This is a genomic window from Shewanella sp. MM_2022_3, assembly GCF_022557375.1.
In the GTDB taxonomy this organism is placed as follows: Bacteria; Pseudomonadota; Gammaproteobacteria; order Enterobacterales; family Shewanellaceae; genus Shewanella; species Shewanella xiamenensis.
On the sequence record NZ_JAKZGV010000016.1, the window covers coordinates 26,356 to 43,821 of the forward strand.

The window sequence follows — 17,466 nt, forward strand, 5'->3', positions numbered from 1 at the left end:
TTACGCTTCAATAAGGCAAGGCTATTGATGATCCCAAGACAAGTTAGACACTATGCGGCAAGGTTCGCAGCGAAAGTGAAACATATCCAATAATGGCTCATCGAGCTTCCAGGTGTGACTGCCACAACGCGGGCAGGGGCGTGCCAGCTCAGATTGCAGATCCTGCCCTCCGACGCGATACAAATAATAGTAAGTGGGAATTTTAGTAAGGTATTCGATTCGGCCACGTAAGTCCCAACCTCGTCTAAATAAATCACTGTTTGGGCTCGATATTTCTTCTAGCGCTGCAAACTCTGCCTTAGTGGCGGCCGCCATTTGTAACTCATCACAGGCTTGCCACTCGGTTTGCCAGCGGATAACTCGCTTATGATCGCCATTAAAGGTCGCAGGGATTTGATACAGCGGAATAGGCAATAAGTTATCACCACTACGCAGGGGGGAACACATATGCACATAGCTAGTGTAGAGCAGCTGCCAGCTGGGCGGCTCAGTGTTACTGACCTCAGAATTAATATCCTGACCGATAAACTTTTCACGTGGCGCCAGTAGTTTAGCCTCGGTTAATTCCGCCAGCGCTTTTTTCACCCAAGGGCTGTGGTAACGATGGGCCAAACTGTTTTTTTCCGGCGTGAGTAGACGTACTCGAAATTCGCCCTCATTAAAGGCTACGGCAAATTCGCGGCCGAGGATTTGACCATTAGCGCGATAGGCTTCGAGTAATTGATTGATGGCACGTTCTGCCGCACTGATGGTTGTATCGGCAAAGCATTCAAAGCGCAATTCGGTGACAAACATTAAGCGGATTTTCCTTGGGATTCGAGTTGACTGACACGTTGTTTCAGCTCGATAAGTTCATTTCTGAGTTGCATGATCTCGTTGTTTTTTAACGCGAGGGCCTGTTCAATGCCTTGTTGCAACTGGGCTAACTGTTGCGCCAATGTGGCGACTGTGAGTGGCGAAGCTTCGGCTGTATGTGTTTCTTCAACCACGGGCTGTGATTGGGCCGCTAAACGTTCCCGCTCGGCTTTAGGTACCGATTTAAATTGCTGTAATCCTTGGATTAATATTGGCATAGGGATTTTGTTACCGACACGGCTTTTTATCAGGGCAAGGCTTGGTGTTTTACCGCTGGCTTCGAGTGCGCAGGCTGCTGCTAACACTTGGTCAATGGGACTCATAATAAGTGAAATTCCTTAATGTATATCGTGTTTTTCACTAACTTACTGTGATGTGGTTATTTTAGTTATTATAAATCAATGTATTGCTGTTTGGCATTGATTTTGCTTTTTAACAATTTTTATAACAAGTACACAGGAAGTCATAATATGAACGCAAATATTAATCGCAAACTCATCGCGGTCACGTTTTTAGGGTTAGCAAGCTTAGGTCTTAGCGGTTGTGTGGTCAATGTCGGCGATGGTGAATCTAAGTGGGATAGCAGCGAATCTTGGGAAAAAACACAGGATAAAAACCGCACTAATCTGACTAAGCTCAGCCTTGGCATGAGCAAAGACCAAGTGATGACGCTAATGGGAGCAGCAGACTTTAGCGAGTCCTATTTACAACAAAGCGCAGGACAAGCAGACAAAGAAGTGTTGGTCCTCTTTTATCGCACTCAGCACTCCCATAGCGATGGTAAAACCACTAAGGATGAATGTACGCCTGTAGTGTTGAGTAACCATGTTTTAGTCGGTTGGGGCGACACTGCGTATCAAAAGATTTAACCCCAACTGCCCCAAAATATACTTGAAAGCCCTAAAAAATTAGGGCTTTCTTAACTGAGCATCAAGCTGCTCAATCAGTTCGGTCCATTGTGCATCAGCCTCTAACGCTTCGGTGAGAAAACTCTTTTGCGCTTGTGTCCAAAAAGGCGCTTCAGTTAAGTGTATTTGTGCTGCCAGCTTGTGAGTCGCAATAAATTGCGCAATAGCATTGGGTTGGCTCTCTAATCCCAGTTGTTCAAATAGATGGCTTAAATCAATTGGCGTAGTATCCATTCGATCTCTCCCTTGGTTAGCTTTTTATCTAGGTTATGCATCTCTTTAGGAAATGCAATCGATGATTAAAATTTGCACTTTTTTGTTTCCTTGATACATTGATAAAGACTCATAAGAGTGTGATCTAAATCAAGGAATTCTAACAATGGACAATAAAACCTTGGATGAGTATCGTGCCGTTTATCTCACCGCAGAAGATTTACGCTTGGCCGCTTCAATTATCTACAATGCGTATCATGATGATCCCTTTTTCATTAATGCGTTATCCACCGCGGATAAATTTGCCTACGAACAAAAATTACGCGCCGCAATTCGCGAAGAACTCAATACTCTATGGCAACAAAAGCAGGCCTTAATCGGACTCTTCGATGGTGCTCATTTAGTGGGGGTTGCTTGCGTTGTCACCCAAGAAGTGCCACTCGGAGAAGGTCGCTATTGGCACTGGCGGCTCAAAATGTTGCTGGGTACGGGGTGGCAATCGACCCAAGCTATGATGAAAAAGGAATCGATTATTTTGGAACTGTTACCCAGCCAGCGTTGTGGGATTTTGCAATTTATTGCCTTAGCGCCAAACGAGCAAGGTAAAGGGCTGGGCCATCAACTTGTTCAAGCGGTAGTGAGTTGGTGCGATGAGCAGCCAAATCTTGAAGGTATTGGGGTATTCACCTCGCAGGAAGCTCATATGCATTTATTTAAACAACATGATTTTGTTTTCTTGGGTGAATTGACTATTGGTGGTGTGGCTGGGCAATTACTTTTTTATACAGGCCAACAAGATGAATAAACGTTATCGCTCTTTCGCTGAGTTTTATCCTTTCTATCTCTCCCAGCATCAAGACAGTCGTTGTCGGCGGCTACATTTTATTGGAAGTATTCTGGTATTGTTTTTATTAGGGGCTGCATTTATCACTGCCGCATGGTGGTTGTTGATGCTGATCCCGCTTGTGGGATATGGATTTGCTTGGGTTGGTCATTTTGTCTTTGAGCGTAATCGACCTGCGACCTTTCAATATCCTTTGTACAGCTTGATGGGGGATTGGGTGATGTTTGTCCAAATTCTTTTGGGAAAAGTAAAGTATTGAATCTGATATTCCGGTAAGAAGCTGACAAGCGTGTGAGAGATCGCTTACAAAGCCTGTAAGACAATATGTTTTCTTTTTGATTGTTTTATAATCTGTAGTTTTAAAAGTTATTTAATTTCAATTTGTTATAAATTCCACTTTGCTGGTTGAATGAGATTTTCCCGGGTTGTTGTTCTTATGGGGGAACAACAAAGACAGAATTCACGTAGAATTTATTTGTCGCCAAAACACATGGATAGCACGGATTGCAATACGGGCGAAACGGACGCAAGAAGCAACTAATTTAGGTTCTTGGATTTGAACCTCTGGCGGTAGGAAAACTGTCATAAACCAAGGATAGGCTAAGGAAAAGCAGGATAGCTTTGTCAAGGATGATACAGGATATAATACTTGTTAGGACGACAGGTTTCAGGATGATAAAGGACAAGCTTAAGGATTAAGCATGTACTCGGTGCAGGATGTATCGAGTTAAGGGATAAGTATAAGGGTGAACAGCTTGTACTCGTCTATGGAAGGCATTGAGCAGGATGCATTATGGAATGAGTCATAGGATGTGACTGGTGCCGGAATAGGATTTCCGGGTCAAAGGATTGAGTGTTATGGTTAAGCCATAACACAGGGAGGATTAGGGATACAGGGATGCTGTAGGATGCACGTAAACGCATGGATGGTGCAGGGAGCACAAATAAGCAGGATGGCTTACAGAGAATAAATGGGGCGTACACAGTACGCCCTTTTCTTTTTTGTCTTTTGAAGCTGCAGCTTGTATCTAGGCATCTTATAAATATTGAATTGCAAATCCGTCCAATCACCCAGTTCACAGCTTATCAAGATTGTAATATCAACCCGCTTATACATTGATAACAATGCGCAATGATACTTTTGAGTTGCTTGGTTCTAGAGGTTGATACTAACCAAAGTATATGGAACTTGGCGTCGCTTAGAGGCTGTTCATAATTCTGTGTCAAAATGTCCATTTTTATAATTTTAACGGTAGTGGGATAAAAGAGATTGTCGATTATTGCTCCTTTATGCGGCGATTTACAGCTTGGTTGGTTCTGAGTCTTTCTTGGCAAGCAAACTAAATTAGTTGAGAGGATTAAAATTGCCAGTTTCTTTGTGAGATATGTCTCACAAGTATGTAAGTAATTTGTAAGTTTTTTGACTGATAAAAACCGTCATATTCCATCAAATATAGTTTAATCAGTGTGTTAGCTTTTGCTTTTAATTATGTCGTTATTATTGCGGTTTATCTTTTTATTTTAACTAGCGCAAATTTCATCATGACTATCCTAAGATTCATTTGCAGAGGGAGCGAGAGACAACAGGATGTTAGCGGTCAGGATGGCCGGACAGTGTTTAATGGATTAACACTCACGGAATGGTAAGGAAAGACTTTCAGGATGAAAGCGTTACGAACCACGGAAGGATAGACTATCACGGATAGATAGCCTAGTTGCACAGGATTGCGATGGCACAAGGAGTGCAGCAGAAAGGAGGCAACTTAACCTATTTCATGGATGATGCTGGAACCGCTCAGGAAAGAGCAAGCTTGGTAAAAGGAACGCCAAGAAATAGGGATGTACTTGAGTACAGGGAGATATCAAGGATTGAACAGGGATGATGCAGGATGCAAGTTGACGCATGGATGGTGCAGGGAGCACGAAAATAGCGGGATAGCTTAACAAAGAACAGAAGGGCGTGATCTTAGGATCACGCCCTTTCTTTTTGGTATTCATACAGATGATGCAGATGTTGAGCCGCGCTATGGCTGAGTGTTATCAATACGGCTTGGCGTTATCAATTCAGCTCAAAGGTCAACGGCAGTGACTTAATGACACTTGCCCGAGCTACAACTACTTTGGCTCCCACAGCCACCAAATTTACCTTTCGTCGTCGGTGCTTCTTGCCATTCGGGTTCTGGGAATATAGGCCATTCAATCTTTTGAATTTTTTTACCTAGCATCCATATATGGCCACGATATTGATTTATACCATCTGTGCTGAACTCGAACAGATACTTTGCCTTCCAACAGATCCCGGTAGTGCCGCCAAGGCTAGGACGAGCGGTTTCCATTGCGATCGCCAATAGTTGTACTTTTTGTCTACAGCATTCTTTTTCAGCAAAAATACGGCTTAATTCTGCCATTTGACGAAGTTGCCAAAAGAAAGCGGCAACGACAATCAGCGCAATAATTAACAGAAGATCTGACATCATTTACTTGCAGCCTTAAACAAGCCACCAATGGCTTGTGATAGTTGAACACTACGATTGGGATTTCGTAATTCACGCAGTAAGTGATTGCGTAAATTAGGAATAGCCACAATATCAGCAAAGACCTGATTAAAAAAGGCTTGCGGCTGAAGTGCAAGTGCTTCTAAGTAAATACTGCGACTCAGCTCTTGCTTTAGTATCGACCAATTTCGACCTGCAATACTGATGAGGGCGTTTGCATCAAGCTGGTCTGTATGCTGTAAGTGGGCTAAGGCTTGTTGGCTTAATTCAGACTGTGATGCTAATGCTCGCATGTAATAGGATTGGTACTCATTAGGTGCCTTGATGAACTTACTAAAGATCTTCTCCGCAATAGCCTCAGTCAACTGTAGATGTTCGAGGCACTGGCATAGAGCGATTTGCACTTCAATGGCGGCATGGTCAAAACTGGCAAGGATATGTTGCTCATGATCTAATTCATTGAGACGGACACAAACATCACTCAAACCTTGCAGGCCAATATGTTGCCATTCACTCGGAGCAATTTGGCCTGATAAGTATTGCATGGCAAATTCATATTGGATTGATGCCTTTAACCCTAATTGCTTACGCACTAAGGCGTTGAATAACGCTAGTTTCTCTTGGCTAGGTTTAAAACTAAATGGATTATTGGCGAGGCGATCCTGCTGTTCATCGGTTAATGGCTGAGTTGGATCTTGTCCCAGTGCCGTGAGCACCATTTCAATAAATTGTGAACGGGGTGCAGGCGAGAGTAGACCTTGCTCATCTAAAGGAAGCTTGAGGAACCAAATAAAATGCTGCTGGCTTTCATTCCAAAAAACAATGGCAAACTGTGCATGGCCTTGAATAGGGTAGGGATAAGGTGTGGCTAGAGATTCGATTTGATGGAAGGCCAACATATCGATGTGCTGTACCCTTCGACCCAGTTCATAGACTTGGAATTGGGTTTTGGCTGTCGTTAAAAATTGGCTAAGCGTAGTAATTTCAGTCATTTGGCTGCTATATCAATCAAAAAGGCTCAATAAATTGGCGACATTATAGGGGGAAGTTGTTCACGATGGTATGATTGCCACACTTTTATCGCCCCCTGTCGCTGAGTGTTATCTTCTATTGACCGCGAGCTAAAGGACGTTACATTGATGCTTTACAGCCAAACTCAAATAAAATTAGCCCAAATTATTCACGAGCTCCAACGTGTTGGACTTTGGTCGGCCAATGCGCCAAGTGATAAAGCGATGGCCAGTACTGCGCCGTTTGCCTGCGATCTTATGTCGTTTGAACAATGGCTGCAGTTTATCTTTATCCCGCGAATGCAAGCATTGATCGATGCTGGACAACCCTTGCCTAGCCAAATTGCCATTGCGCCTATGGCTGAACATGTGTGGTCTGAGCAGGCGACATTAGCACCCTTAATCGGTGTCTTAAATGAATTGGATATATTGTTAAATGAACCAAGATGATATCTGGTTAGATATGCCAGAGAGTAAGCAATTGAATACCGATAGTGATGATGTAGAAGCCGCGCCTGAACTGCACATTTTATATCAAGACGATCATCTCGTTGCTATCCACAAACCTGCGGGATTGCTGGTACATCGCAGTTATTTGGCACGCCGTGAACGTTTTTTTGCGATGCAATTAACACGCGATCTGGTGGGGTGTCATGTGTTTCCGGTACATCGTTTAGATAGACCGACCTCTGGCGTGTTGTTATTTGCCAAAAATAGTGAAGTGGCTAACGCGCTTTGCGAACAATTTGCCGACCATAGTATCGAAAAACAGTACCTAGCGTTGGTGCGTGGCAATATGCACGAGAGTGGTGTATTGGATTATGCGCTCAAGGTTGAATTGGATGAAGTGGCGGATAAGTTCTCAAATCAAGATAAAGCAGCCCAAGAAGCGGTGACTCAATATGAACCGCTACTCAATGCTGAAATCCCCTATCCGTCAGGACGTTATGCAACGAGTCGATTTGCTTTAGTTAAACTGAGTCCTAAAACGGGGCGCAAGCATCAACTAAGACGCCATATGGCGCACTTACGTCATCCGATTATTGGTGATACCACCCATGGTGATGGTAAGCAAAATGCATTTTTTAGAACCCATTTTGACATCAATCGACTATGGTTGATTGCGAAAAAATTAACCTTCACTCACCCGATAACCCATGAGCGCTTAAGCATTGAAACAGAGCTTGAGCCAGAATGGGAAACCGTTTTTGCTCGCCTAGGTTGGGATGATAGCGCATTATCTTCCACACCCAGCATATTGATTGCGGGTTAAGCTGAAATGTATTAGGTCGCCACGTGTTTATTTGCGTGACTAAGATCGTGTGGCCTGTTTACTTGCTGTTGGCCCTGATGTTAACAGCTTAACGACTCGCTAGCTTTAGTTGTTGCATTAAGGTGACTAAGCTTGAAAATCCCGTGGTGGGCTTAAGTGGCGTTTGCAGGTTTTGCTGGGCGGCATGAAAGTAATGTTTACGTCTAATTTGAGTGCTTTTATGTTGGTGCTTGAGGTGTTTTTGCCTATTGCTCTGTCGCATCAGTTTAGTTCCTCATGCTCAATAACTTGATTTAATTTATAAAATTTTACCTTGTTGCTTGCCCTAAAGCATAACAATAAAGTAACTTCAGCTGAGTTGCGTTTACGCATGTGGGACGGAGTATATCATGAAAAAAGTTAATCTGATCTTTGGCACTGTGTATGGTAGCGCACAATTTACCGCCGAAACCTTAGAAAAAGCGCTGACAGAACTTGGTTATGAAGCCAGATTGTGGCAACCGAATGAAATTAGCCAATTTACACCACCACAGGATGAGCTGTTAGTGGTTGTCACCTCAACCACCGGGCAGGGGGATTTACCCGATGATATCCAGCCTTGGTTTTATCATCTCCAAACAACAGCTCCCTATTTGCCAGAGCTGAAATACAGTGTTATTGCGCTGGGAGATTCAAGTTACGATACCTTTTGTGGTGCAGGCAAGTCAGTGGATGCATTGCTGAGTGAATTAGGCGCAAAAGCCGTTGTGGAGCGTCTCGATATTGACGCCTGTGAAACCATGGAACCTGAGGTCGAAGCGATAAAATGGCTGCAAAGCTGGAACCAAATCGTCAAATCCGAGCGCGCCGCTTAGGCCATTTGGTCACTCAGCAGTGGTTTAAATTTGCTCAGCGCTTAAGCCAAGCGCTGTTAATCCCTATTGCCATTTTACCCGCGGCTGGGGTTATGCTGGGGTTGACGGTAAGCCCAATCCCCTTTATGCCTGAAGTACTTAATGTATTAATGCTGGCTGTGGGTAAGCTGATCTTCGCGATTATGCCGATTTTGTTTGCGGTGGCAGTGGCGATTGGTTTTTGTCGAGATCAAGGGATTGCTGCATTTACCGCGGTGTTTGGCTATGGCGTGTTGACAGCAACCTTGGCTGCTTTAGCTGACCTATACCAATTGCCAACTCAGTCAGTTCTTGGCATGGATACCTTAGATACTGGGATTGCTGGCGGCATGCTGATTGGCGGCGTGACTTGCTTTGCTGTGCGTTGGAGCCAATATATTCGCCTGCCAGCGATTTTTTCCTTTTTCGAAGGGCGGCGTAGCGCCTCTTTATTGATCATTCCGTTGGCTATGGGGTTAGGTTATGTACTCGCCCATGTATGGCCATCAATCTCCTTATTGATTGAGCGAGTCTCTGATTGGGCTGTTTACCAAAAGCCTGCAATTGCGTTTGGTGTTTATGGTGCGCTTGAGCGTTTACTCATTCCCTTAGGGCTACATCATATTTGGAATGCACCATTTTATTTAGAAGTTGGCCAATATCAGTTGCAGGACGCCGAAGTGGTACGCGGTGAAGTGGCGCGTTATTTAGCGGGTGATCCGCAAGCAGGGAATTTAGCGGGGGGCTACCTGATTAAAATGTGGGGATTACCAGCAGCGGCGCTGGCCATTTGGCGCTGCGCTGATGCCTCGGAGCGAAATCGTGTGGCGGGTATTATGCTTTCCGCAGCGGCAGCCAGTTGGTTAACAGGTGTGACTGAGCCAATTGAGTTTGCCTTTATGTTTGTGGCGCCTATCTTGTTTCTTATCCATGTCATGCTGGCGGGCTTGGCTTACTCTGTCTGCATTATGCTTGATATTCACCATAGTATTGTATTTTCCCACGGACTGGTTGACTTCACTTTGCTATTTTCCCTGTCCCGCAATACGGGATGGTTTGCAGTCTTGGGGCCGCTTACGGCGGTGATTTATTACATTTTGTTTAGGGGAAGTATTCTGGCATTTAATTTAAAAACGCCAGGGCGGCTTGAATCCTATGACGCCAATCGCTCCAAAGAGAGCTTAAGAGCAATTATTGCGGCATTAGGTGGTCGCGATAACATCGTTGAACTCAATGCCTGTTTAACGCGATTACGTTTGAGTGTGCATAGCCCTGAGTTAGTTAATAAAGTTCGACTCAGTCAGCTAGGTGCAAAGGGAGTGATTGTGATGGGGAAAGGTGTGCAAGTGGTCTATGGCACTAAGGCTGAAACTCTGCGTAAAGTGTTGCAGCGTTATTTAGATACACGGCGTTAGCATTGCAGCTTATTAAAATTAATCACTGATTTATTGTGTTTAATAAAGTTAACTCACAATAAATTCACTTTTTAACACAAAAAGTTAGCTTTTCATGCTGTATCGGCGGATTGGCTATGGCACACTCAGGTGAGGGACCATAGAGGAGATCAGATTTTGCAGTCACAGCATGTAGTATCCAACGCACAACCCGCCTTAGCACGTAAAATCCTGATGACAGATTGCGCCGATGCCCAAGGGCTTATCGCCAAAATCACCAGTGTTTGCTTTAACCATCAGCTTAACATCATCAAAAACAGTGAATTTGTGGATAATGCGCAGGGAAGATTTTTTATGCGCACTGAGCTTGAGGGGCACTTTAACAGCGAGCAATTATTGCAGGATCTGCGTCAAGTATTACCCGTTCCAAATCATATGACCTTAGTGAGTGCGGGTAAGAAACGCATTGTTATATTAGTCACTAAAGAAGCGCATTGTCTCGGCGACCTCTTGATGAAAGCGTATTATGGCGGTTTAAATGTTGAGATTGCCGCCGTAGTGGGCAACCACGATGTACTTAGAGAACTTGTTGAAAAGTTTGATATTCCTTTTCATCTCGTCAGCCACGAAGGACTCGACAGAATTCAACATGAGCAGGCGTTATTGGCCGCGGTGTCGCAATACACGCCAGACTATCTGGTGCTTGCCAAGTATATGCGGGTGCTGACGCCGGATTTTGTTGCTGAATATCCAAACCGTATCATCAATATCCATCACTCTTTCTTACCTGCCTTTATTGGTGCAGCTCCTTACCGCCAAGCCTGGGAACGTGGGGTGAAAATTATCGGTGCGACGGCGCATTTTGTGAACAACTGCCTCGATGAAGGGCCGATTATCAAACAGGATGTGATCCCCGTTGATCATAGTTACAGCGCACTCGAAATGGCCAAAGCGGGCCGAGATGTTGAAAAAAGTGTTCTCAGCAAGGCGCTGCAATTAGTGCTAAATGAGCAAGTGGTGGTTTACGGCAATAAAACCATAGTGTTTTAGGGTGTAAAATTTGATTTGAGTATCCCCAACATACTCCTGCGCGTACCGTGATGGGGATCTTATGTTTCAGTTTTAGTCTGCGGCTTATATTCGCTTTGCTATCCTTATGTTTAATAGGATTTTTACTTTGTTTATGTCCTAATGAGTTTTTGAGTCTACATTCCTATTTTTAATCAAGGATGGAGGTCGGATGTCAACAAATCGCGGTCTAATTGTCGGAACGATGGATCTCCCCGATGGTTTGCATTTGTCTTGGGCACAACTCGATAAAGAGTTTCGTGTTCAGAAAATGAGCCAAGCCTTTTATGAGCGCTGTAACCGCTCAGCAGCGCAAATCATTAATAAACCTATTTGCCAGTTATTCAGTGCTTTTGATACTGATTTATGTGCAGATATTGAGCATCGTAGCGGTGGCTATATAGGCTTCCAGTTACAGGACAATAATGGCGCAAATGTGCATTTCGCTTTGCATGCAGTTCCTGAAAATGGATGGTACTTGATCTTATCTGAGATAAATTTTAAAGATCCCAAAATTAAAGAATTGCACGTAGATTATCGCCGTGTAATCCAAGCGAGCGATGTTTGGTTGCAGCATATTGAAGAAGTGATTAGGTCTTCACCTGAGGATGTTTTCCGGGTTGCGGTAGCCAAATCTGTCGCACTCAGCAGTAGTCGGTATGGGTTTATTCTTTTACATAACGAAAAATCGAAATTGCTTAGCTTGGCGGCCAGAACCCAATATCCTCAATCTAAGATTGACCTGCCAGAAATTGTCGAAGAAGAGACTCAAGCTCCTGAAACTGAAAGTCTTGTCTGGCTTGAATGCGCTCAAAACTTTAAGCCCATCATTAAAAATAGCCTAGGTAGGCCCGCGAATGCTCAGGGAGTATTCGATAAATTACTGCTTGAGGAACGCTATTTAGCGGTGCCCATTTTATTTCGAAATCGGTTGATGGGAATTATTTGCGTCGTTGGGCGAAGTGACCCCTACAGTCGTCAAGATGCCCGCTCATTGCTCACTTTTGCGAGTATTTTATGGCATTCGATTGAGCTTCCCCGCAGTTTGCGGGCAGTATCGCGGCAGTCGAAAATTATTAAGGCGCAAAAGGAGCAATTATCCCAATCGTTAACTCAGCTTATCAGCGCCATTTCCGAGGCATTAGAGCTTAAGGATGCCTATACCGCGGGGCATCAAAAGTCGGTGGCCCAATTAAGCTATCTTATAGGTGAAAAGCTCGGGCTTGAGCCGCAGCGTTTAGAGGGGCTAAAAATTGGTGCACTGGTGCATGACATAGGAAAGCTTGCAATACCATCACAGATTTTGACTAAACCTTCAAAATTATCCAAAGAAGAATACGCCTTAATTCAAACTCATCCACAACATGGAGCGGAAATTGTTGAGGATGTCGAATTTCCCTGGCCGATTAAACAAATGATATTACAGCATCATGAGCGGCTTGATGGATCGGGTTATCCCTTGGGATTAAAGGACAAAGCGATTCTTTATGAGGCTAAAATTATTGCCGTTGCCGATGTTGCTGATTCAATCCTATCACACCGACCCTATCGTCCTTCATTGGGATTGGCGAAGATGACAGAAGTGCTTCGGGCGGGTAAAGGGACCTTATTTGATCCTGATATAGTTGAAACCTGTTTAGAGGTACTTATTAACCGTGAAATTAGTATTAGCGATCATATCGGTTCTGCCGCGCTAGACCCGGTAGTGACAGTCACTTTGGACCATGAGTTAGCCGACATTAAACGACTACTTGCTCACGCCCATGCTAAGGTGGCTGTTGTACAGGATGAAGAACATCACCTCATTGGCGTTATCACCCAAAGATTATTGGACTACTGGCTCAGCCCCCTCATTGGCAGTGCAGCCGAGCGAGAACAGGATAGGGCTTTTTTGCGTAAAAAAGCTCATCAAATCATGGAGCATTCTGTTCCTTTAATTAGTGATGTAGCGACTTCAGAAGATGCGCTGCAGCAACTTAATGAGTCTGACTCTGAGTTTTTGGTGGTTGTGAATAAGGCGCAACATGCAATAGGCGTAATCGGCTGGCGTGCAATAGCAATGGCGAATAAGTTACGCCAGGATGTCGAGCGTTTAATTTAACGGAACTCAGTAGATAAAAAATGCCAAGCAGGCTGCTTGGCATTTTGTTATCCCGCAATGTAGCGAAACGATTAATCGACGATACGTAACAGTTCGTTGATCCCCACTTTGCCGCGGGTTTTTGCATCCACTTTCTTGACGATAATCGCAGCGTATAGGCTGTATTTGCCACATGCTGAGGGCAGGTTACCTGATACGACTACAGAGCCAGCTGGTACGCGGCCATAGTGGATTTCGCCCGTTTCACGGTCATAAATACGGGTACTTTGGCCGATATAAACGCCCATGGATATCACCGAGCCTTCTTCTACCACAACGCCTTCGACAATTTCAGAGCGTGCGCCGATAAAGCAGTTATCTTCGATAATAGTCGGGCCAGCTTGCAGCGGCTCCAATACCCCACCAATGCCTACACCACCCGATAAATGCACGTTTTTACCAATTTGCGCGCATGAGCCCACAGTCGCCCAAGTATCGACCATAGTGCCTTCGTCAACGTAGGCGCCAAGGTTGACGTAAGAGGGCATTAACACAGTGTTTTTACCGATAAAAGAGCCTTTACGAACAGTGGCTGAAGGCACCACGCGGATGGCTTCGGCTTTAAAGCGGGCCTCGTCATACTCGGCAAACTTTAACGGCACTTTGTCAAAATATTTGGTTTCGGCGCCATCGATAACTGCGTTATCAAAAATACGGAATGACAGTAACACCGCCTTTTTCAACCATTGATGAACATGCCATTGGCCGTCGATTTTTTCAGCGACGCGCAGTTCACCCTTGTCGAGCATATTGATGACATGTTGCACATCGTTACGCACGCTAGCGTCAACAGTGCTTGGTGTGATGTCGGCACGCGCTTCAAAAGCGGCCTCAATACGTTGGCGTAAAGCCTCCATTTACTTCTCCCGTTGTGGTTAATTGGTTGACTCTGTGTTGATGGCGCTCAGTGCGCTAATCAAGGCTTCCTTGAGCGTATGCTCTTGGTTTTCATTGAGTTGCAAGCCATCATTGGTTTGCAAAATAAAAAAGTCTTCCGCTCGCTCGCCGATGGTTGTGATCTTGGCGGAGAGCAACGTCGTGTTGCAGCGATAAAAAATATCGCCCACTTTAGCTAATAATCCCGGCGTATCCAAGGCAATGAGTTCCATCATACTTGTACCATGACGGTTACTCTCAAGGAAACTCACCTGAGTAGGAACATTAAAAGGTTTCATCTTGCGCGACAGTTTTCTAAAGCGTGGCAGTTTGGGGTTATCACTGGCGAGCGCTTTTTCAAGGGCTTTACGGATACTTTGTATGCGCGAGAGTTGGCTGACGGGTTCGCCGTCTTGCTCGAGGATAACAAAGGTGTCTAGAGCATAATTGTCCTTTGATGTCATGATGTTAGCATCGTGGACGTTAATGTTTTTATTATCAAGCACCGCCATTACGGTAGCAAATAACTTAGGTCTGTCCTGACAATAAACAAACAGCTCTGTGCCGCCGCGGGTCGTGTGTTTTGAAACGAGCACTAAGGGCTCATCCAACTGCTTATGCTTGAGGATGGCTTCAGCATGCCAAGCGACTTGATTGGGCTGGTGGCGCAAAAAGTAGTCGGCCTTAAAGCGTTGCCAAAGGGTATCTAAATCTTTTTCTTTAATGCCGCGCCGCAGTAGTTCTTTTTTCGCCTTGGCTTGGTATTCGCGTACTCGGGCCCGAATATCAACGGGTTTTTCTTTGCCGCGAGCGAGCACCCTTTGGGTTGAAAAATATAAGTCGCGCAGCAGTGAGCCTTTCCAGTTATTCCAAGTCTTTTCGTTGGTGGCGCAGATATCGGCCACGGTTAAACAGTACAAATAACTTAAATGCACCGCATCGCGCACCTTGCTGGCAAAGTCGGCCACCACATCGGGGTCGGAAATATCACGGCGCTGGGCGGTTACCGACATTACTAAGTGATTTTCAACTAACCAAGCGACTAAGCGGCCATCGTGGTCGTTCAAGCCATGAAGTTTACAGAAGGCGAGGGCATCGCTTGAGCCAAGCTTGCTGTGATCGCCGCCGCGGCCCTTGGCGATATCGTGGAAAATCGCGCCGAGTACTAACAAACCTTTTTTCGGTAACTGATTGATAAGCACTGAGCCTAAAGGAAACTCTTCTTTCTGTTCTGGCTGCGAGAAGCGCTCGATATTGAGGAGCAATCTGTGGGTGTGTTCATCCACCGTATAGGCGTGGAACAGGTCAAACTGCATTTGGCCTTCGATATTGCGCCATGCGGGCAAATAGGCCGACAGCACCCCGTGTTTATGCATCAGCGATAAGGCTGCAATACCGCGTGGATGTTTTAAGATCTCCATAAAGGCTTGGCGGCACTGAGGATTTTCTTGCAAGGGTTGCTGCTGTGCTCGGCGAGCACGTCTCAGTGAGCGTAGGGTAGGCGCATAAATGCCTTTAATATTAGAGTTTTTCGCGACATGGACAAACAAACGTACAATTTCTTCACCGCTGTCGAATAAATCGTCACTTAGGGCCTCGATAAAGGCACCACGGCGCTGATAGTTATTGTCAATCGCTTGAATTTCTAAAGCTTTCGTTTGACCAAGAGTTGCCCGCTTAAACAGTTGCAGCAGCATTTCGTTGAGTTCCATCACGCGGCGCACCGTGCGATAGTAACGTTTCATCATCTGCTCAACAGCAAGTTGGGTCGCGTCTTCGTATCCCATCAACTCAGCCACTTGGCGCTGGACATCGAACAGCAGGCGGTTTTCATCACGCCCGACAGTCATGTGCAGGGCAAAACGCAACTTCCACAGAAAGTGCTGACACTCGAGCAACTCTTCTAATTCGGCGGGTTCTAAAAATTCGTATTGCACCAGTTCTTCTAGGCGTGAGGCGCCAAAGTGACGCATGGCAACCCAGGCGATGGTTTGAATGTCCCGAAGGCCACCAGGGCAACTTTTGATATTGGGCTCAAGATCGAAGGCACTCGCCTTGGCATGGCGGGCCGTTTGTTCATCGCGCTTGGCGATAAAGAACTGACTTGAGGTCCAAAAGTCGCTTTGACGAATGGCATCGTAGAGCTGGTCAAACAGGCTTTCAGGCCCTGAAAGTAAGCGCGCTTCAAGCAAATTAGTGGCGATGGTAATGTCGTCTCGCCCAAGGCGTAATGTATCATCAAGGGTGCGGACGCTATGACCAATCTCAAGACTAGCATCCCACAAAAAGGCGATAAATTCGCTGAGCGCGGCTTCCGCTACCGCAGCTAACTCGCCCTCGAAGAGGAATAGCAAATCGACATCAGAGTGCGGATGTAACTCTCCGCGACCATAGCCACCAACGGCAATCAGGGCGATGGGGTATTGATCTAGGCCGTGTTGCAACCAGGCCTGTTTTATAAGGGAGTCGACAAACTGACAGCGCTGAGTCACTAGCTCTTCAATCGGGGTTTTGGCCTTGAACCTTGCTAAAAGCGTTTGATTCTGTTCGATTAATGATTGTTTAGCTAGCAGCGCTGTATTCATCGAGTCCCTTGTTTGGATGCGTTAAAATATTTGCTACCCACCAAGTTCCAATATGACCTGGTGGATAGTTTAACAATTGTCATTAGTGATTTATGATCCGCGGAAAATCTTCCTCATCGCGCAGCGTCAGCACTTCAACACCGGTTTCGGTCACTAATAATGTGTGTTCCCACTGGGCTGAGTTTTTACCATCGGAAGTGGTCACCGTCCAATTATCATCGCGATCTAGCACAGTGGTGTGTCGACCCGCGTTGATCATCGGTTCAATGGTAAAGCACATACCTGGGCGTAAAATGGTGTTGTCACCATTACGGTAATGCATCACTTGGGGTTCTTCATGGAAACCCGCGCCAATACCGTGGCCACAATAATCTTGCACGATGGAATATTTCTCAAGGCCTGTTTTGCTGGCTTTGATGAATTTTTCAATAGTATTGCCGATTTCACCTAATTTTAATCCCGGACGCACTTTACGGATTGCAAGATAGAGACTTTCTTGAGCGATGCGGCACAGACGTTTGTCCTTAGGGCTGACTTCACCGATTAAGAACATTTTAGAGGTATCGCCGTGGTAACCGTCTTTAATGACGGTGATATCGATATTGAGAATATCGCCATCCTTGAGAACGCGATCGCTCGGAATACCGTGGCAAATGACGTTGTTTAACGAAGTACAAATCGACTTAGGAAAACCATGGTAGTTGAGCGGGGCAGAAATCGCGCCTTGCTCTTCGGTATATTTGGCGCAGATATCGTTTAATTCATTAGTGGTGACCCCCGCCTTAACATAAGGGGCGATCATTTCTAATACTTGTGCAGCCAGTTTACCTGCCGCGCGCATTTTCTCGATTTCTTCTGCTGTCTTAATGACTATACTCATTGCGTTTTCTCTTGTGTCTTCGGTGTCTATTGGCGCGATCAACCTAATGCAAA

18 protein-coding genes are annotated in these 17,466 nt (G+C 45.3%); 9 read left to right on the plus strand and 9 right to left on the minus strand.

Features of this window, described 5'->3' with window-relative positions:
• Positions 1-21: 21 nt before the first annotated feature.
• Both MMG82_RS10725 and MMG82_RS10730 read right to left on the minus strand, forming a co-directional pair.
• Entirely contained in the window at positions 22-795 is a 774-nt protein-coding gene (locus tag MMG82_RS10725; RefSeq protein WP_172588834.1) for a Zn-ribbon-containing protein, read from the minus strand.
• The gene (locus MMG82_RS10730) at positions 795-1,178 is read right to left on the minus strand and encodes a hypothetical protein (protein WP_172588835.1); all 384 of its coding nucleotides are present in this window, start codon (positions 1,176-1,178) and stop codon (positions 795-797) included. Before MMG82_RS10730 ends, MMG82_RS10725 begins: the two co-directional genes overlap by 1 nt.
• A gap of 147 nt (positions 1,179-1,325) precedes the next feature.
• On the opposite strand from MMG82_RS10730, the gene MMG82_RS10735 reads away from it, so the two are divergent.
• On the plus strand, positions 1,326-1,724 hold the full coding sequence (locus tag MMG82_RS10735; protein ID WP_047534614.1) for a DUF3192 domain-containing protein: 399 nt from the start codon (positions 1,326-1,328) through the stop codon (positions 1,722-1,724).
• Positions 1,725-1,763: 39 nt separating this feature from the next.
• Here the strand turns inward: MMG82_RS10735 and MMG82_RS10740 are convergent, their stop codons facing one another.
• Positions 1,764-1,997 (minus strand): DUF2789 domain-containing protein, encoded by a 234-nt coding sequence (locus MMG82_RS10740; protein ID WP_037416690.1) that lies wholly within the window; start codon positions 1,995-1,997, stop codon positions 1,764-1,766.
• 145 nt (positions 1,998-2,142) lie between these two features.
• Between MMG82_RS10740 and MMG82_RS10745 the strand changes: the two genes are divergently transcribed.
• On the plus strand, positions 2,143-2,781 hold the full coding sequence (locus tag MMG82_RS10745) for a GNAT family N-acetyltransferase (protein WP_037416694.1): 639 nt from the start codon (positions 2,143-2,145) through the stop codon (positions 2,779-2,781).
• A complete protein-coding gene (locus MMG82_RS10750; protein ID WP_037416696.1) occupies positions 2,774-3,079 on the plus strand; it encodes a DUF962 domain-containing protein in 306 nt (101 codons plus the stop codon). The genes MMG82_RS10745 and MMG82_RS10750 overlap by 8 nt, the downstream gene beginning before the upstream one ends.
• 1,831 nt (positions 3,080-4,910) lie before the next feature.
• Here the strand turns inward: MMG82_RS10750 and MMG82_RS10755 are convergent.
• A complete protein-coding gene (locus MMG82_RS10755) occupies positions 4,911-5,297 on the minus strand; it encodes a DUF3301 domain-containing protein (RefSeq protein ID WP_047534621.1) in 387 nt (128 codons plus the stop codon).
• Positions 5,294-6,307: a DUF3549 family protein gene (locus MMG82_RS10760; protein ID WP_037416706.1), complete on the minus strand. Its 1,014-nt coding sequence runs from the start codon at positions 6,305-6,307 to the stop codon at positions 5,294-5,296. Before MMG82_RS10760 ends, MMG82_RS10755 begins: the two co-directional genes overlap by 4 nt.
• Before the next feature lie 147 nt (positions 6,308-6,454).
• On the opposite strand from MMG82_RS10760, the gene MMG82_RS10765 reads away from it, so the two are divergent.
• Positions 6,455-6,775 carry a YqcC family protein gene (locus MMG82_RS10765; protein ID WP_047534624.1) on the plus strand — a complete coding sequence of 107 codons (321 nt, stop codon included), beginning with the start codon at positions 6,455-6,457 and terminating at the stop codon, positions 6,773-6,775.
• Positions 6,762-7,598, plus strand: coding sequence for a tRNA pseudouridine(65) synthase TruC (gene truC / locus MMG82_RS10770; protein WP_047534626.1), 837 nt, complete (start codon positions 6,762-6,764; stop codon positions 7,596-7,598). The genes MMG82_RS10765 and truC overlap by 14 nt, the downstream gene beginning before the upstream one ends.
• Before the next feature lie 88 nt (positions 7,599-7,686).
• Here the strand turns inward: truC and MMG82_RS10775 are convergent, their stop codons facing one another.
• The gene (locus MMG82_RS10775) at positions 7,687-7,860 is read right to left on the minus strand and encodes a hypothetical protein (protein ID WP_052183963.1); all 174 of its coding nucleotides are present in this window, start codon (positions 7,858-7,860) and stop codon (positions 7,687-7,689) included.
• A 127-nt stretch (positions 7,861-7,987) separates the two neighbouring features.
• Between MMG82_RS10775 and MMG82_RS10780 the strand changes: the two genes are divergently transcribed.
• From MMG82_RS10780 to MMG82_RS10795, 4 genes are all read left to right on the plus strand, one after another.
• Positions 7,988-8,452, plus strand: a complete 465-nt coding sequence (locus MMG82_RS10780) for a flavodoxin (protein ID WP_047534629.1) — start codon at positions 7,988-7,990, stop codon at positions 8,450-8,452.
• A complete protein-coding gene (locus tag MMG82_RS10785; protein WP_047534631.1) occupies positions 8,404-9,885 on the plus strand; it encodes a PTS transporter subunit EIIC in 1,482 nt (493 codons plus the stop codon). Before MMG82_RS10780 ends, MMG82_RS10785 begins: the two co-directional genes overlap by 49 nt.
• Positions 9,886-10,041: 156 nt before the next feature.
• Positions 10,042-10,914, plus strand: a complete 873-nt coding sequence (purU, locus tag MMG82_RS10790; protein WP_156143151.1) for a formyltetrahydrofolate deformylase — start codon at positions 10,042-10,044, stop codon at positions 10,912-10,914.
• Positions 10,915-11,104: 190 nt separating this feature from the next.
• Positions 11,105-13,033, plus strand: coding sequence for an HD domain-containing phosphohydrolase (locus MMG82_RS10795; RefSeq protein WP_047534633.1), 1,929 nt, complete (start codon positions 11,105-11,107; stop codon positions 13,031-13,033).
• A 71-nt stretch (positions 13,034-13,104) separates the two neighbouring features.
• Here the strand turns inward: MMG82_RS10795 and dapD are convergent, their stop codons facing one another.
• The 3 genes from dapD to map all read right to left on the minus strand — a co-directional run bounded on the left by dapD (position 13,105) and on the right by map (position 17,413).
• Complete coding sequence (gene dapD, locus MMG82_RS10800) at positions 13,105-13,929, minus strand: 2,3,4,5-tetrahydropyridine-2,6-dicarboxylate N-succinyltransferase (RefSeq protein WP_037416726.1); 825 nt, start codon at positions 13,927-13,929, stop codon at positions 13,105-13,107.
• Between the two features lie 18 nt (positions 13,930-13,947).
• Positions 13,948-16,533, minus strand: a complete 2,586-nt coding sequence (gene glnD, locus MMG82_RS10805) for a bifunctional uridylyltransferase/uridylyl-removing protein GlnD (RefSeq protein WP_047534636.1) — start codon at positions 16,531-16,533, stop codon at positions 13,948-13,950.
• Between the two features lie 82 nt (positions 16,534-16,615).
• Positions 16,616-17,413 carry a type I methionyl aminopeptidase gene (gene map, locus MMG82_RS10810; protein WP_037416730.1) on the minus strand — a complete coding sequence of 266 codons (798 nt, stop codon included), beginning with the start codon at positions 17,411-17,413 and terminating at the stop codon, positions 16,616-16,618.
• Between the last annotated feature and the right edge of the window lie 53 nt (positions 17,414-17,466).

Excerpts from the sequence above, each read along its gene's own strand:
- MMG82_RS10725 (WP_172588834.1), bottom strand. The coding sequence starts at position 795 with ATGTTTGTCACCGAATTGCGCTTTGAATGCTTTGCCGATACAACCATC.
- MMG82_RS10730 (WP_172588835.1), bottom strand. The coding sequence starts at position 1,178 with ATGAGTCCCATTGACCAAGTGTTAGCAGCAGCCTGCGCACTCGAAGCC.
- MMG82_RS10735 (WP_047534614.1), top strand. The coding sequence starts at position 1,326 with ATGAACGCAAATATTAATCGCAAACTCATCGCGGTCACGTTTTTAGGG.
- MMG82_RS10740 (WP_037416690.1), bottom strand. The coding sequence starts at position 1,997 with ATGGATACTACGCCAATTGATTTAAGCCATCTATTTGAACAACTGGGA.
- MMG82_RS10745 (WP_037416694.1), top strand. The coding sequence starts at position 2,143 with ATGGACAATAAAACCTTGGATGAGTATCGTGCCGTTTATCTCACCGCA.
- MMG82_RS10750 (WP_037416696.1), top strand. The coding sequence starts at position 2,774 with ATGAATAAACGTTATCGCTCTTTCGCTGAGTTTTATCCTTTCTATCTC.
- MMG82_RS10755 (WP_047534621.1), bottom strand. The coding sequence starts at position 5,297 with ATGATGTCAGATCTTCTGTTAATTATTGCGCTGATTGTCGTTGCCGCT.
- MMG82_RS10760 (WP_037416706.1), bottom strand. The coding sequence starts at position 6,307 with ATGACTGAAATTACTACGCTTAGCCAATTTTTAACGACAGCCAAAACC.
- MMG82_RS10765 (WP_047534624.1), top strand. The coding sequence starts at position 6,455 with ATGCTTTACAGCCAAACTCAAATAAAATTAGCCCAAATTATTCACGAG.
- truC (WP_047534626.1), top strand. The coding sequence starts at position 6,762 with ATGAACCAAGATGATATCTGGTTAGATATGCCAGAGAGTAAGCAATTG.
- MMG82_RS10775 (WP_052183963.1), bottom strand. The coding sequence starts at position 7,860 with ATGCGACAGAGCAATAGGCAAAAACACCTCAAGCACCAACATAAAAGC.
- MMG82_RS10780 (WP_047534629.1), top strand. The coding sequence starts at position 7,988 with ATGAAAAAAGTTAATCTGATCTTTGGCACTGTGTATGGTAGCGCACAA.
- MMG82_RS10785 (WP_047534631.1), top strand. The coding sequence starts at position 8,404 with ATGGCTGCAAAGCTGGAACCAAATCGTCAAATCCGAGCGCGCCGCTTA.
- MMG82_RS10795 (WP_047534633.1), top strand. The coding sequence starts at position 11,105 with ATGTCAACAAATCGCGGTCTAATTGTCGGAACGATGGATCTCCCCGAT.
- dapD (WP_037416726.1), bottom strand. The coding sequence starts at position 13,929 with ATGGAGGCTTTACGCCAACGTATTGAGGCCGCTTTTGAAGCGCGTGCC.
- glnD (WP_047534636.1), bottom strand. The coding sequence starts at position 16,533 with ATGAATACAGCGCTGCTAGCTAAACAATCATTAATCGAACAGAATCAA.
- map (WP_037416730.1), bottom strand. The coding sequence starts at position 17,413 with ATGAGTATAGTCATTAAGACAGCAGAAGAAATCGAGAAAATGCGCGCG.